Annotated in this window: 14 protein-coding genes; 4 read left to right on the plus strand and 10 right to left on the minus strand. The window is 71.7% G+C overall.

What is annotated here, in order from left to right; all coding sequences use genetic code 11:
- Nucleotides 1-24: 24 nt before the first annotated feature.
- Together ACO0M4_RS14715 and ACO0M4_RS14720 are read right to left on the minus strand one after the other, a co-directional pair.
- Nucleotides 25-375 (minus strand): Ig domain-containing protein, encoded by a 351-nt coding sequence (locus tag ACO0M4_RS14715; protein WP_430370550.1) that lies wholly within the window; start codon nt 373-375, stop codon nt 25-27.
- 167 nt (nt 376-542) lie between these two features.
- Nucleotides 543-698 carry a DUF6131 family protein gene (locus ACO0M4_RS14720; protein ID WP_430370551.1) on the minus strand — a complete coding sequence of 52 codons (156 nt, stop codon included), beginning with the start codon at nt 696-698 and terminating at the stop codon, nt 543-545.
- Nucleotides 699-1,300: 602 nt separating this feature from the next.
- Between ACO0M4_RS14720 and ACO0M4_RS14725 the strand changes: the two genes are divergently transcribed.
- Both ACO0M4_RS14725 and ACO0M4_RS14730 read left to right on the plus strand, forming a co-directional pair.
- Entirely contained in the window at nt 1,301-2,320 is a 1,020-nt protein-coding gene (locus ACO0M4_RS14725; RefSeq protein ID WP_430370552.1) for an AI-2E family transporter, read from the plus strand.
- 86 nt (nt 2,321-2,406) lie between these two features.
- Complete coding sequence (locus tag ACO0M4_RS14730; RefSeq protein ID WP_430370553.1) at nt 2,407-3,105, plus strand: hypothetical protein; 699 nt, start codon at nt 2,407-2,409, stop codon at nt 3,103-3,105.
- Between the two features lie 42 nt (nt 3,106-3,147).
- Here ACO0M4_RS14730 and ACO0M4_RS14735 read toward each other — a convergent pair whose 3' ends face one another.
- The 5 genes from ACO0M4_RS14735 to ACO0M4_RS14755 all read right to left on the minus strand — a co-directional run bounded on the left by ACO0M4_RS14735 (nt 3,148) and on the right by ACO0M4_RS14755 (nt 7,771).
- On the minus strand, nt 3,148-3,411 hold the full coding sequence (locus tag ACO0M4_RS14735; protein ID WP_430370555.1) for a hypothetical protein: 264 nt from the start codon (nt 3,409-3,411) through the stop codon (nt 3,148-3,150).
- 74 nt (nt 3,412-3,485) lie between these two features.
- Nucleotides 3,486-3,953 carry a hypothetical protein gene (locus ACO0M4_RS14740; RefSeq protein WP_430370557.1) on the minus strand — a complete coding sequence of 156 codons (468 nt, stop codon included), beginning with the start codon at nt 3,951-3,953 and terminating at the stop codon, nt 3,486-3,488.
- An 835-nt stretch (nt 3,954-4,788) separates the two neighbouring features.
- Nucleotides 4,789-5,967, minus strand: a complete 1,179-nt coding sequence (locus ACO0M4_RS14745) for a DUF2306 domain-containing protein (protein ID WP_430370558.1) — start codon at nt 5,965-5,967, stop codon at nt 4,789-4,791.
- A gap of 344 nt (nt 5,968-6,311) precedes the next feature.
- On the minus strand, nt 6,312-6,842 hold the full coding sequence (locus ACO0M4_RS14750; RefSeq protein WP_430370560.1) for a PadR family transcriptional regulator: 531 nt from the start codon (nt 6,840-6,842) through the stop codon (nt 6,312-6,314).
- Nucleotides 6,843-6,907: 65 nt separating this feature from the next.
- Complete coding sequence (locus ACO0M4_RS14755; RefSeq protein ID WP_430370562.1) at nt 6,908-7,771, minus strand: DMT family transporter; 864 nt, start codon at nt 7,769-7,771, stop codon at nt 6,908-6,910.
- Between the two features lie 263 nt (nt 7,772-8,034).
- Here ACO0M4_RS14755 and ACO0M4_RS14760 point away from each other — a divergent pair, with 263 nt between their 5' ends.
- Nucleotides 8,035-8,961 (plus strand): LysR family transcriptional regulator, encoded by a 927-nt coding sequence (locus tag ACO0M4_RS14760; RefSeq protein ID WP_430370563.1) that lies wholly within the window; start codon nt 8,035-8,037, stop codon nt 8,959-8,961.
- 196 nt (nt 8,962-9,157) lie between these two features.
- Here the strand turns inward: ACO0M4_RS14760 and ACO0M4_RS14765 are convergent, their stop codons facing one another.
- On the minus strand, nt 9,158-10,375 hold the full coding sequence (locus ACO0M4_RS14765) for an FAD-dependent monooxygenase (protein ID WP_430370564.1): 1,218 nt from the start codon (nt 10,373-10,375) through the stop codon (nt 9,158-9,160).
- A 98-nt stretch (nt 10,376-10,473) separates the two neighbouring features.
- Between ACO0M4_RS14765 and ACO0M4_RS14770 the strand changes: the two genes are divergently transcribed.
- Nucleotides 10,474-11,139 carry a PadR family transcriptional regulator gene (locus ACO0M4_RS14770; RefSeq protein ID WP_430370565.1) on the plus strand — a complete coding sequence of 222 codons (666 nt, stop codon included), beginning with the start codon at nt 10,474-10,476 and terminating at the stop codon, nt 11,137-11,139.
- 220 nt (nt 11,140-11,359) lie between these two features.
- Here the strand turns inward: ACO0M4_RS14770 and ACO0M4_RS14775 are convergent, their stop codons facing one another.
- The gene (locus tag ACO0M4_RS14775) at nt 11,360-11,911 is read right to left on the minus strand and encodes an N-acetylmuramoyl-L-alanine amidase (RefSeq protein WP_430371387.1); all 552 of its coding nucleotides are present in this window, start codon (nt 11,909-11,911) and stop codon (nt 11,360-11,362) included.
- Between the two features lie 197 nt (nt 11,912-12,108).
- Nucleotides 12,109-13,347 (minus strand): MFS transporter, encoded by a 1,239-nt coding sequence (locus ACO0M4_RS14780; protein ID WP_430370567.1) that lies wholly within the window; start codon nt 13,345-13,347, stop codon nt 12,109-12,111.
- Nucleotides 13,348-13,417 lie beyond the last annotated feature (70 nt).

Consider the following 13,417-nt stretch of genomic DNA (forward strand, 5'->3'; position numbering starts at 1 on the left):
ATCCACTCAGCGATCGACCATGATTCAGTGGTCGACCATGATCTCGACGTGGACCGGGGGCGCGCCGGCCGCCGTGACGGTGAAGGCTGCGGTGCCGGCCGCGTCGCCGGCCTCAAGCCGAGGGGTCTCCGCGTACCCCTGTGGGTCGGTGAGCACGGTGACGACGGCCTGGTCGCCCTCGAAGAGGGCCTGCTGACTGAGCGAATCCCAGGCGAAGGTCACCGGCAGCTCCGTGACCGGTTTCTGGCCCTGACTGTCCACGACCCGGGCCTTCAGCGGATGGGGGAAGGTCTGGTGGTGACCGGCGTGCTGCCCGCTTCCGCCGGCCGGCTGGATGATGTACGTCGTCCCGCCGTGGTCCGCTTCCGCACTCATACCGTCTGTCTCCTGACTGGCTCTGGACCGTCCCGCGGTGGGGTGTCGGTGAGGTGCGGCGGGGGCTCGGGCATCCCCGCGGAAGAACGAGCCGGTTCCCACAGTCCGGCCGGCGGCCGCTCCCACCGACCGCCACCCGTAGCCGCTGCCAGCGGTGTCACCGGCAGCTACCAGTAGTGTCGCCGTCCGCCGACCGCGTGTCCCACCGCGCCGAGCAGCCACAGGACCGCGCCGACGACGAGGATGATGATGCCGATGGTCCAGAGGAACGCCAGGTGGGTCAGAAAGCCGATGATGAGCAAGATGATGCCGAGAACGACCACGATGTGCTCCGATCTCGTTCGAGTCTTCTCTTTCACTGTGTGCCTCAGTCGGAGTAACGGCAACTCCTCTCGCGGCAGGGCGGGGCGGGCGTAACGGCCCAGGTCACGCCCGGTATCGGCAAGCCGGGGCCGGACGATCGGCCCGGGCGCCACTGGCACCGCGCCGTACCCTGGAAGGCTTCCGGCGCGGCGGTGCCCGGCGGGACTCCCCGGCAGGACTCCCCGGCGGGGCGGCACCACGTACAGCAGCCAGCCACGACAGATCGCGACAGATGACGACGGGTGACGCCGGATGACGACGGGCGACGCCCGACGACGCCGGCCGGGTGCCTTCGAGGGAATACCGGCCGGTCGCGTTCGGTGACCGCCCAGCGGTGATACCGGTCCCTTCAGGGCCCGTGGCAGGAGGGCCCATATGGAGGCCCGTGGGAGGGAGGAGGTGGCGGCTCAAGGTGTCGAACGGAGCCCGCCGAGCCCACCCGAGCCGCCGGCCGCGGGATGCCGCGACCCCGGCGCGACGGGCCGTCCTGCGCCGGAGACGGTGGCCGACCAGGCCGCCGGCCGGCGAGATCCCGGGCTCACGGCTGCGCGAGGCCGCCGTCGTGCCCAGGCCGCTGCGGGTGGCCGCCGCCTACGGGTGGCGGCTGCTCGTCGTGGGCGCCGCCGTATACGTGGTCTTCATGGGCCTGGGGCGGTTCCACCTCGTCACCCTGGCGGTGTTCCTGGGCCTGGTGCTCACCGCGCTCCTGGAACCCCTGACCGGTCTGCTGGACCGGTGGCTGCCGCGCTCCGCGGCCGTCACTCTCGGACTGCTGCTCGGGATCGTGCTCCTCTTAGGCGTACTCAGCCTGATCGGCGCCAATGTGGCCGATGAGTGGCCCGGTCTGCGCGAGGTGTTCACCGGCGGTGTGGCGCGGATCGAGCGGTGGCTCGAAGGCCCGCCGTTCCATCTCCAGCACGGTTCCCTCGCCCACCTCCAAACGTGGGTCTCGCACTTCGTGTCCAGCAATCGCGCCAACCTGATCAACACCGCGCTCAGCGGCGTGGGCCGCCTGGCGGAGGTTCTGACGGTGGCGGTGCTGGCCCTGTTCTGCTCCATCTTCTTCCTGCACTCCGGCGGCCGGATGTGGCTGTGGTTCGGCGGCCAGCTGCCGGAGCGTGGACGCAGTGCGGCGCGTACGGCGGGGTGCGCGGCGTGGACGACCTTCACCGGCTACACCCGCGGCATCGTGCTGATCGCCGCGACCAACGCCGTCCTCGTGGGCTGTGCCCTGTTCGTACTGGGCGTTCCGCTGGTCCTGCCCCTGGCGGTCCTGGAGTTCTTCGCGGCGTTCATCCCGCTCGTCGGCTCGCCGGTCGCGCTGGCGGTGGCGGCCGTGGTGGCCCTGGCAGCCAAGGGCCCGTTGGTGGCCCTGCTCGTCGTCCTGCTCATCGTGGTCATCGGTCAGCTCGAAGGCCACATCCTGCACCCCCTGGTGATGAGCCGCGCGGTGAGCCTGCACCCGGTGGTGGTGGCGCTGGCGGTGGTCTGCGGGGGCGTCACGGCCGGGGTGCTCGGTGCGGTCGTCGCGGTGCCGCTGGTGTCGGTGGTGTGGTCGGTGTACGGCGCGCTGCGCGGTTAGGGCCTGTTCGGTGGGGTCAGGGTCGGGACGGCTCAGCGGTCGACGACCTGGGCGCGGTTCGGCCGAGGCTGCCCTACGCTTCCGCCATGGACGGTGCGGCCGATCGCCAGGCGCTCGCGGACGCGGTGCGAGCCGCCCTGGAGGCCGACTGCCCCGGTTCACGGGCGTTGCCGCTGGGCTCCCTGGCGGCAGGCACCGCGGACGACTACAGCGACATCGACGTCGAATGGGTCGTGCCGGACCGCGCGTTCGCGGCGTGCCTGGCGCGGGTGGGGGGCGTACTGGGGCGGGTGCAGCCGGTGGCGGAAGTGCGCTGCGATCCCGACTTTCGCCATTCCGACCGGCGCCGGTTGCTGTTCGTCCGCTTCGCCCGGCTGCCGCTGTTCTGGCGGCTCGACCTGTCCGTACGCGCGGAGTCCATCGAGGACGATCCGGATTACGACCGGGACAACCCGCGGGCGCGCGCCCGGGACGACGAATGGTCGCGGCCGGCCAGTGCCCTGGCCAATGCCCTCGGGGCGGTCAAGGCGCTGGCCAGGCACCACCCGGATGAAGCCCGCGGCTTGCTCGACCGCGGCTTCGCCCGCATCGGCGAACCGCACGAGGTGCGGGAGGTGCCAGAGGTACGTGAGAGGGATGAGGCCGGTGGAGACCGGCGGGGATGGGCCGCTGAGGTCGCGCGCCTGGCGCGGGCCGCGGTGCGCCGGGAACCGGAGCTGGGACCGCTCGCCGAACGGGTCGTCCGGCTGGCGGATGAGTACGGGCGCGCCGGCCGCGATGCGTAGTCCTCCGGCCGGATGAGTCGGTCCGGCCGGCCTCGGCACGGGTCAGTCGAAGCGGATGTGCCGGATGCCGGTCCAGGCCCGGCGGAGTCGGGCGCGGAGTGGGCCGTCGGTGTTCGGGGCGAGCGTCAGGCCGGCCGAGGCGGCGATGCGGTCGGCGACCTGATGGATCGTCAGGTGGTCGGTCCAGACGTGCTCGGTGAACTGCGGTTCCGGGTCGCAGAGGACACTGCCGGGGAGGCGTCGTTGGAGTTCATGCGCGGTCTGCGTCTTGCCGCCGCCGAAGGGGCCGTTGATCCACAGAAGCATGCCTCGACCTTATGGGGGAGGGGCGTGGGGCCGGCGCCGCGGAGGTTCTGCGGCTCCTGACCGTTCGGCGCGGATCAGTGCGGCCACTTCTCGGGTGTGCTGCTGGTGGTGACCTGACAGACAGCGGGGCGCCCGGGGGCGGGAGACCTGCCCTCGGCGACCACGCGGACACCGTCGAGAAGGATCCGGCACGTCGCGACCTTGTCACCTGCCGGGTCCACCTCCACCCAGGCCAGTTCTCCGGTGTTGACCAGTACGTGGCCGCTCCACGGGAGCGGGGTGCGGCCGAGCCGTTCGATGCGGTGGACCGGCCGGAAACTGTCCGGGTTGAACCGGTAACGGACGGCGGTGGCACGGCCCGGGCCGCCGACGGCATCGCCCTGGTAGGTCAGGGCCCAGGCATTCCCGCCCCGCAACCGCTTGAACCAGACGGTGTGGTCCTTGGCCCACAGTCCGGAACCGACGACGAGGCAGGCCAGGACGAGCCCGCCCAGCGCGAGACAGGCAGTGCCGAGGGAACGGCGACGGGCTTGCAGGGACATGGACTGCCGGGCTTTCTGTCATGCGGGCTGCGGGCTGCGGGCTGCGGGCTGCGGGCTGCGGGCTGCGGACGGTGGATTGTGGATTGTGGCTGTCCGTAAGACGTGCTTGCTGGCTGCCTGGTTGAGTCGGGACCCGTCCGATCCTGCTGGACTGCGGTAAGTCCGTCGACGGGCATGGACGTGATCGTGACATTCCGGGGCATGACGCCGGGCCGGTCGCCGACTCGCCCTTCCCCGGAGTTCTGGCGCGTCGCCGGGGGCCGGTGCTGGGCAGATGAGGAACGCGGTGTCGCCCGTGCCGTGGCTCTGCGGCCCGCCAGGAGTCGGTAGGCCCACTGCTGCCTGGGAGTTGTACACCCGCCTCACCCGGCCCGGGATCGAGACCGACTTCGTCGACGTCGACCAGTTGGGCATCTGCTACCCCGAGCCCGCGACGGATCCGAGCCGGCATCACATGAAGGCGCGTAAATCGGCTGCGGTGATGGCCGGGTGCCGGGTGCCGGGTGGCCGGCGCATAGGGGCGTCGTGGCGTACCTCGATCCGCACGTAGTCGGCTCCCCCCCGGAGCCGGGCCGTCGTCCGCCGTCTACACACCAGCCGTGCTTGATTTGACATCCTCGCCCACCCAAAGGAGGGCGGTTCCCGCCTGCCGTGCCGTTGTCGGGCGCGGCTTCGGGCGCAGCCCCTCGCGGCCGTCGGCGACCTCCAGCGCGCGCTGGACTCCGGGCTTGTTGTGCGGAGGAGCGACGCCTACCGACTGGGCCAGGCCAGGGAGGCGTTCGGGCCTGGCGTGCCCTGCGGTGGTCCGGTCAACGGCTCGGTGTCGTCCCTCCGCTCACCCCACCCGGGCCGGGCCCCGTTCCGGCCGCGCGGTGGTCGTCAGCCGTTCCCGCTTGAGCACCTCGCGTCCGAACATCAGCCGCAGACTGACCATCGTGGTCGCCGCGAAGGCCAACATCCCGCAGCCGATGGCGATCCCCGCGGCCAGTGCGGTACCCCGGTCCAGACCCATAGAGCGTTCGAAGAACAGCCCGGCGGCGGCGGAGAAGAGCGGGGCCAGGCACAGTGCGACCAGGTGCAGCCGCCACTCCTCGCGCGCCCAACTCCTGCCGCTCTGGCCCGCCCGCCGTTGGCAGACGAACATGATGAGGTAGGTCGCCAGGAACGGGATCAGGTAGGCGGCCAGCAGGCGCTGTCCCGTAGCGCCCCATCCCAGGAAGGACTTGACGATCCAGACGAGGGCCGACGCACCGACCACGTGGGCCGCGGCGAGCACGGGCATCGGCACCCAGGTGCCGCGCACTCCGGGGGCGGTGTCCCGTTTGTCCATCGCGCGGGAGGCGAGCAGCGCCCCGAAGGCGACGACCGACCCGAGGTGCATGACCGCGACGCGGTTCACGTCTGCCATGGAGAGCCCGGGCAGGAGCACCGGCAGCGCGCCCCACTCAAGGCGCAGCAGCGGCGCGGTCATCAGGTAGCCGTAGCAGAGCAGCATCCACCGCTGGTGCAGATCGGGGCGGTTGCCGACGGCGGCGAGGATGCCGAACGTGACGCTCAGGACGGTGCCGACGAGGATGGTGGCGAGCACGATCCAGAACGCCGGTCCGCTGAAGGCGTCACGCGGCGCGGTCCGCGCCAGATAGATCGCGGCGCCCGTCATCGAGGCGTACACCGTCAGCGCGAACACCACGCCCAGGGCGCGGTGCAGCCGGATGCGCCGCCGGACCGCCGAGAGCAGTTGCGCGGGCCCGAGCAGCATCAGGACGCCGCCCAACACCGAATGGAGGATCATCGCGGCCAGGCTGCGCCCGTACGGGCCGATGCGGGTGGCGAGGGCGTCGGCGATGTACCGTGGCGACACCGCCCGGCCCAGCAGCCATTCGCCGACGGCCGGTGCGCCCCGGTGCGCGTACGGCCACAGTTCGGTCATCGCGATCGGTGCATACCCCACGCAGACGACGACCACGGCGATGGTGGCCGTGCGGCGCCAAGTGGCCCCCCTCAGACGGTTCATGGCGACTCCCTGGATCGCGGCCCTGTCCCTGACTGACCCGGTGGCCGATGACTGTCCTTACTGGACAGTCCTTACTGGATGGTCCTAATTGGACTGTCGCGAAGGTAAAGGGGATCCGTGCCGTGGTCAATGGGTGGCGCGGCTTCGTCTTTACGCGCCGGTAGGACACACGTGGCGTTGGCGGAAAAATGGGGAGGAGCGTGGAGGCAGGGGGAGGGTGGGTGCCCCAAGTGGCGCCGTGAGTACGGCGGATGAGCGGTGGACGGGCGGCGGATGGGCGCCGGGTGGGCGGCGACATCGGCCGCCGGTTCGGTGCCGTCGGTCGTGGTTTCCTGCCGGGCGTCCTACTCGCCGCGCTGCTCCACCCACTGCCAGAAATCAATCATCATCCGCTCGTAGCGGATGCCGAATTCCAGCGCCTCGCGCTGTCCCCGCGTCAGCAACTCCCCTACTTCCTCGGCGAGTTCCTCGTACTCGGCGAGCGTGCGGTGGTGTGCTTCGAGCTGTACGGGGGAGTGGACCTCCGGCCGCCCGCCGAACCACAGCTTGAGGATGCCGCGCTCCCGCGCCTCGACGGGGACGAAGGTCGAGTCGGCGAGCCACTCCTGCAAGGCCGCCCGGCCCGCCGGAGTCAGCTTCAGCAGCCGCCGGTTGCGCCCGCCCGCCTGCCGGGACTCCGACAACAGGCCGGCCGCGACGAGCCGGTCGCACTGCGCGTAGACCTGCGCGTGCGGCATCGACCAGAAGGGGGCCACCGTGCTGGCGGCCGCGCCCTTGATGTCGTACGGACTGGCCTCGCCCAACTGGTCGATGAAGCCGAGCACGAGGAACGACGGCGTGGTCAGGCGGGGGTCTGCCCGGGGGGAATCAGCCATGCCGTGACCGTATCGCGGCGCAGCGTCCGGGCGGCGCGCCCTCGGGACGGACGGGCACCGCCTCCTCACCGGGCCGCCCTCCGACGCCCCCGCACCGGCCGGCTGTTGTGCCAGACCGCCGCGACCACCAGGGCGCAGCCCGCGGCCTGGGTCAGGGTCGGGCGTTCGCCGATCGCGATGCCGAGCGCGAAGGCCATCACCGGCTGGAGCAGCAACAGCGCGGCACCGACGCTCGGTGCCAGTCCTGGCAACGCGGAGGTGATCAGGAGCCAGGCAAGGACCTGCCCGACGGCGGCGAGCGTGATCAGCCAACCCCACGCCGGCCAACCCGGGTTCAGGTCGATCCCGGTCCACAGTCCGCCCATCACCGCCGCCGTCACCGCGGCCGCCGCGGTCGAGAGGCACACCGGGCTGAGGGTGTGCTCCCGTCCGCCACCCAGCCGCATGAGGAAGAGGTATCCCGCGTACGCCACCCCCGCCGCCGATCCGAACGCCACCCCGGCGACCGGGTCACTGCCGGGTTGCGGATGCCCGATCGCCCCGCTCGCGAGCGCCACCCCGGCCAACATCAGCGGGGCCATCCGTACGAACCGCCCGGACAGTCGGGTCCCCGACACCAGCCGGGCTAGCAGTGGGAAGACCACCACCTGGACGTTGAGCAGCACCGTGGAGACCGAGGCGCCCACGGTGAGGACGCTGGCCGCCCAGAACACCATGTCGACGCCGAGCAGTACCCCGGCGCCGACGTCCATCACCTGGTAGCGCACCGGCCGCGGACCGATCCGCCGCACCTCCCGCCAGGCGAGCGGAACCAGAAGGAACAGCGCCAGTGCGCAGCGCAGGAACGCCGCCGTCCCGGCGTTCGTCCCGGAGAGTTTCATGAAGACGGCCGAGGCGGAGATGCACGCCGACCCCGCGATGGCCAGCACTACGGGATTCCCCGCCCGGCCGCCTGGTGGGGACCACCGCCACACGGAGCCGAGGGCCCCCGACCCGGCCCCCACCCGAGCCTTCGACGACGTCTCGCGTGACCCCACCCCTGTCCCTGCCCCTGCCCCTGTCCCTGCCCTCGCCCCTGTCCCCGACCCGGACTCCACCGCCTTGTCTCCAGTCGTCATGGAATCCACTGTGCCGGGCCTGACCGTGAACGAAAAGCAATGATTCAAGCCCGATAATCGGTAGCATCCGTAACGTGTTCAGCATTGACCGGCTCCGGGCGCTCGCCGCCGTTGCCGCCCACGGATCGATCGCCCAGGCAGCCCGCACCCTGCACCTGACGCCCTCCGGCGTCTCCCAGCAGCTCGCCAAACTCGAACGCGAGGCGGGCCACTCCCTCCTCCAGCCGCACGGCCGCAGCGTCCGCCTGACCCACGCCGGCCGCGTCCTGGCCGCCCACGCCGACCACCTGATCGCTCAACTAGCCGCCGCACAAGCCGACTTGGCCGACCTCGGCAGCGAGGTCCTGGGCCCCCTCCGCATCGGCGGCGTGGGCAGCGCGATCCGTACCCTGCTCCCCGACGCGCTCGCCGCCCTCGCCGCCGCGCACCCCCGCCTTCTTCCCACGGTCGTCGACGGCGAGGCCATCGACCTGCTGCCCCGCCTCGCCAACGACGAACTGGACCTGCTCCTCGTGGAGAGCTGGGCGCCCCGCCCCCTCACCGTCCCCGAAGGCGTCACACTCCGCACCCTCGTCAGCGAAGAGGTCTACGTCGCGCTCTCCGCGCACCACCCGCTCGCCGACCGGGCCACCCTCGACCTCACCGCCCCCGCCGACCTCGGTGAACTCGCCGACACCGCCTGGGCCTGCTGCCCACCCGGTACGGAGGCGTACGAAGCCCTCGTCCAGACGCTCCGCACCCGCGGCGTCGAACCCGACGTCCGTTACCTCCTCGCCGACCACCCCACCCAACTCGCCCTGGTCTCCCGCAACCTCACCGCCTGTCTCACGCCCGCCATGTCCCGCCGACCCGCCCCGCCCGGCGTGCGGTTCCTCCCCACCCGTCCCGCCCTCCGCCGCGACATCCGCGTTGCCTGGAACACCCGCGCGCAGAGCCCACCGGTCCGGGCCTGCCTGAACGCCCTGGCAACTGCCGTGCCGGAAGCGCCGAACGGTGAGTGAGAGGTGGTGAGTGAGAGGTGGTGACTGGGAGGTGATGACTGGGCGGTGGTGAGTGAGAAGGGAGTGCGATAGAGGTGAGCGGGGAGGGTGAGTGGCCGCCGCCCGATGGCCTGCGCCACCGCCCGCGCAACGGGCGCGGCCGCCCCCTACGACCTCCCCGTCGGCGGCGAGGCCCAGGACATCGGTCCGTACCAGGTCACGGCCGCACCGTCTCCTCCCATGCGATCCGATGGAAGTGGAGCGCGCGGAACATCTCCTCGGGTGCCGGGAACGCGGGCACGGGCGCTTCGCTCTTGCCCGCCTTGACCTTGTTGACGGCCGCGGCGTTCAGCCCGATCGCCTCCACGCGCGGCCGGCGCAGCGCCTCGTAGGCGGCGAACGCCTCGCGGTGCGTGGGGAGATCGCGCAGACAGCGGGCCAGTTCGACGGCGCTCTCGATGGCGAGTGAGGCGCCCTGCCCGGAGCTGGAGGAGGGCGCGTGCACCGCGTCGCCCACCAGCACCATCCGCCCGCGGTGCCAGTGCGGTACGGACGGCATCCGCTCCATCTGGCCGACCACCATCAGCGCGTCGGGGTCGGTGTGCCGCAGCAGCCGTTCGCCCGGAACGTGGCCGGCGTACAGGTCGCGGAGCTTGCGCAACCACTCGGTGGTGGGTACCCGCACCAGGTCCTCCTGGCTCGGCGGCGTGTCCGTGGGCAGCCCGGCGAACCAGATCAACCGCCCGTCCGGGCCCCGCCAGTAGCCCATGAAGGCGCGGCCGAACGCGAAGTACATGGTGCCCGGTGCGGCCTCGACCTCGACCTCGGCGTCGATGCCGCTGCCCGCCGCCGTCTGGCCGCCGAAGCTCAGCACCCCGCCGTACTCCGGTGCGGGCGCCTGCGGGTCGATCACCGTGCGGACGGTGGAGCGGATGCCGTCGGCGCCGATCAGGAGGTCGGCGGTCGCGGAGGTCCCGTCGGCGAAGTGGGCGGTGACCCCGTCGGGCGTCTCCTCGGCGTCGACACACCGTTTCCCGTACACGAACCGGATGCCCTCGCTGGCCGCGTGATCGGCGAGCGCCCGGAACAGTCGGTCGCGCGGCATCGTCATCGTGGCGGGCAGCTCGGGGAAGCCGTCGAAGCTCGTGAAGTGATGGCCGGCACCGTCCGCCATCACCATCCCCGGCACCGGCTGTCCCGCCGCCCGCACCGCCGCATCGGCACCGACCGTCGCCAGTGCCGCCAGCCCGTTGGGCGCCAGGCCCAGCCAGGCCCCGACGCCGTCCGCCGCGGTCGGGTACGCCTCGTAGACCGTCGCCGTGATGCCCGCCTTGCGCAGCGCGAGGGCCGCCACCGGCCCCGCCACCCCACCCCCGATGACGAGCGCCGTCCGTATGCCGGTGCGGTGGCCGTTGCGGCCGCTGTTGTTGCTCATTACCCCTCCCAAAGGAAGTGCCTGGACCTGACGCGCACATAGTTGCAAAGAAACTAGTCTCAGTGCAACTAGTTCGAATGGTGACTACGATGACCTGCATGACCGCCCCCGTGAAGAGCTCGCCGCTCGGCCTGACCGTGCTGGTGCTGCTGCACCACCGCCCGCTGCACCCGTACGGCATCCAGCAACTGCTCAAGCAGTGGGGCAAGGAACAGGTGGTCAACGTCGGCCAGCGGGCCGGGCTCTACCGCACCATCGAGCGGCTGCAGACCGGCGGGCTGATCACCGTCCGGCACACCGAGCGGGACCAGCAGTACCCCGAGCGGACCGTCTACGAGGTCACCGACGAGGGTCGGGCGGTCACCCGCGAGTGGCTGGAGCAGATGCTGGCGGTCCCCAAGGCGGAGTTCCCGGTGTTCCCGGCGGCACTGTCGAACATGCTGATGCTCAACCCGGACGAGGTGGCGCCGATCCTGGAGCGCCGGCTGGCACGGCTCACGGCCCAGCGCGCCGAACTGGAGCGCCAGACCGCCGGAGCCCCCGCCGGACTCCCGCGCATCACGCTGATCGAGAACGAGTACCTGCTCACCGTCCTCGGCGCCGAGGAACGCTGGCTGCGCGGGGTGATCGACGACCTGAGGGACGGCAGCCTGACGTGGTCCCGGGAGATGCTTGCGGCGTTCGACGAAGCGCCCGAGCCGGATGCGGATGCGGATGCGGCCGAACAGTCCTCGCGGAGTGGGGAGCGAAGCGGCGGCGCATGACCGGTCCCCGGAGTGCCCGGTGCCAACACGCGTCCCTGCACGGGCCGTTGGAGGTGAGGGGGCATGGGGCACTGTGCCGGAGGCCGAGATCGGCTCCCGAAAAGGACGAAGCGTGACCTTGCGCTCGCTCAGCCTCACCTGCTGATCCGGTGGCAACCGCTGACCCGGTCGGGGTGGGCCCGGCGGGGCCGGGTCACGGGCGTGCCGCGCGGGACGGCGCTCAGAAGGCGGCGGTCACCAGGCGCAGGTAGCGGGGCCAGTCCCACAGCGGGCCGGGGTCGGTGTGGTCGGCGCCGGGCACCTCGTTGTGGCCGATGATGTGCCGGCGGTCGACGGGGATCCGGTACCGGTGGCAGATCGCGGCGGTCAGGGCGGCGGATCGTTCATAGAGCGCATCGGTGAACCAGCGGGGTTCGTCGACCCGTCCCTCGTGCTCCACACCGATGCTGCGCCAGTTGTACGCGGCGTTCCCGGCGTGCCAGGCGACGTCCTGTTCGCGTACGCACTGGGCGAGGTAGCCGTCGTGGGACCGCACGGTGTAGTGCGCGGAGGCGCGGTAGCCGGGGCGGCCGAACAGCATCAGCGTGTCGGGGAAGGTCTCCTGCGTGACGTGCACGATCACCAATTGCACCGGGTGACTGGTCGGACGGTCGGCGGGGGTGTAGTTGGTGATGTTGGCGGGCACCCACTGTGCCTGGGGATAGCCCGGCGTGCTGCCTGGGCCCGGGGCGCCGGAGCTCGAACAGGCCGAGGTGGCGGCGAGCGCCGCCATCCCCGTCACGAGGTGCCGACGGGTGAGCGCCTGCTCGTCGCCGGTCACCGGGGACCGGTCCCGAAAGAGGAGAAGCGCGGACGCATCGTGGGACGCTCCCTTGGGCCGCAACGTCTGACGCAGGTGGAAGGCGTGGCTGCTCTCCCCGCAAACTACCCGCGACCCGTAGTGCGTCCCGACTCCGACACGGACCCGCGTCAGGTGGCCACCCTGGGGGCAGCGGTACGGGTTTCGCCTCCGGCCACTGTGCGGCCTGCGCGTCGGGCCCAACGGACGGCGAAGGGTGCGGCCAGCCCCGTCAGGGCGAACAGCGCGCCCACGACGTACCACCCGGGGCGGCCCCAGGTGATGCAGAGGGAGATGAGCAGACCCGGCCCGACGGCGTCGGACAGTCCGGCGCCCAGGCCGAACACCCCGAGGTACTGGCCGGTGGCGTGGGCCGGGGCGAGGGCGAAGGACACCTCGAAGCCGGCGGCGGAGTGCCACAACTCGCCGATCGTGTGGATGACCACGGCGGCCATGAGCAAGGTCGCCGCGGCCCAGTCCGGGATGCCTGCGGCCAGCGAGAGGAGTGCGCAGGAGAGAAGGAAGGTGAGGCCGGAGCGGCGGTAGGCGTTCCCACCGGCGATGGGGGTGTCGATGTGGCGACTGGCGCGCATCTGGAACGCGATGACGATGACGGTGTTGACCAGCATGCTGCCCGACACCAGCCAGCGCGGGGCGGTGGTGGCCTGGACCAGCCAGAGTGGAACGGCCACGGTGAGGACCTTGAACTGGATGGCCATGATGCCATCGAGGGCGGTGAGCAGGAGGTAGGGCCGGTTGCGCAGGGCGATCCAGCGCGGGCCGCGGGCGGTCCGCCCGGGCGGGACCGGCGGCAGCCGGACCAGGATCGTCGCGGAGGCCGCGACGGAGAGCGCGGCGCCGAGGACGAGGAGTTGGTAGGCGGTGTGGGTGCCCACCTGGATGGCCCAGCCGGCGAGCAGCGCGCCGAGCGAGATGCCGATGTTGGTCACGGCACGGAGGTAGGCGCGGAACTCCTGTGGCCGGTCACCGCCGTGGCTCCGGATGATCGGGCCGCGGGCGGCCTGTCCGGCGGTATGAGCGCCGGTGGCCGCGCCGACCGCGAGGACGAACGGCCAGAAGCTGTCCGCAAGGAGGAAGCCGGCCGTTGCCAGTGCGCGAACGACGAGGGTGCCGGCGTAGACGCCACGTGCGCCGCGGGTGTCCGCGAGGTGGCCGACGGCGATGCCCGCGGCGAGGGAGGCGACGCCGGCGATACCGAGTCCGAGTCCCACCTGGGCCGCCGGGATGCGCGCGTCCTCGGTGAAGTACAGGACCCCGGCGGTCAGGTAGAGGCCGCTGCCGATGGTGTTGACGAAGTTGGAGGCGGCGATGACGCGTTGGGGTCCGGCGTCCGGCAGCAGACGGGGCATGACGTGGCTCCGCATCCTGGGCGGGAGGTAAGGACCCGTCAAGCATGTTGCATATTACGTGCAGGGGCAA

Source organism: Streptomyces sp. RGM 3693 (assembly GCF_050471125.1).
Classification (GTDB): domain Bacteria; phylum Actinomycetota; class Actinomycetes; order Streptomycetales; family Streptomycetaceae; genus Streptomyces.

Bases quoted from the DNA above. Each gene is read 5' to 3' on its own strand.
- ACO0M4_RS14750 (WP_430370560.1), bottom strand. From the start codon at position 6,842: ATGGCTGATTCCCCCCGGGCAGACCCCCGCCTGACCACGCCGTCGTTC.
- ACO0M4_RS14740 (WP_430370557.1), bottom strand. From the start codon at position 3,953: ATGTCCCTGCAAGCCCGTCGCCGTTCCCTCGGCACTGCCTGTCTCGCG.
- ACO0M4_RS14780 (WP_430370567.1), bottom strand. From the start codon at position 13,347: ATGCCCCGTCTGCTGCCGGACGCCGGACCCCAACGCGTCATCGCCGCC.
- ACO0M4_RS14765 (WP_430370564.1), bottom strand. From the start codon at position 10,375: ATGAGCAACAACAGCGGCCGCAACGGCCACCGCACCGGCATACGGACG.
- ACO0M4_RS14770 (WP_430370565.1), top strand. From the start codon at position 10,474: ATGACCGCCCCCGTGAAGAGCTCGCCGCTCGGCCTGACCGTGCTGGTG.
- ACO0M4_RS14775 (WP_430371387.1), bottom strand. From the start codon at position 11,911: ATGGCGGCGCTCGCCGCCACCTCGGCCTGTTCGAGCTCCGGCGCCCCG.
- ACO0M4_RS14730 (WP_430370553.1), top strand. From the start codon at position 2,407: ATGGACGGTGCGGCCGATCGCCAGGCGCTCGCGGACGCGGTGCGAGCC.
- ACO0M4_RS14745 (WP_430370558.1), bottom strand. From the start codon at position 5,967: ATGAACCGTCTGAGGGGGGCCACTTGGCGCCGCACGGCCACCATCGCC.
- ACO0M4_RS14715 (WP_430370550.1), bottom strand. From the start codon at position 375: ATGAGTGCGGAAGCGGACCACGGCGGGACGACGTACATCATCCAGCCG.
- ACO0M4_RS14735 (WP_430370555.1), bottom strand. From the start codon at position 3,411: ATGCTTCTGTGGATCAACGGCCCCTTCGGCGGCGGCAAGACGCAGACC.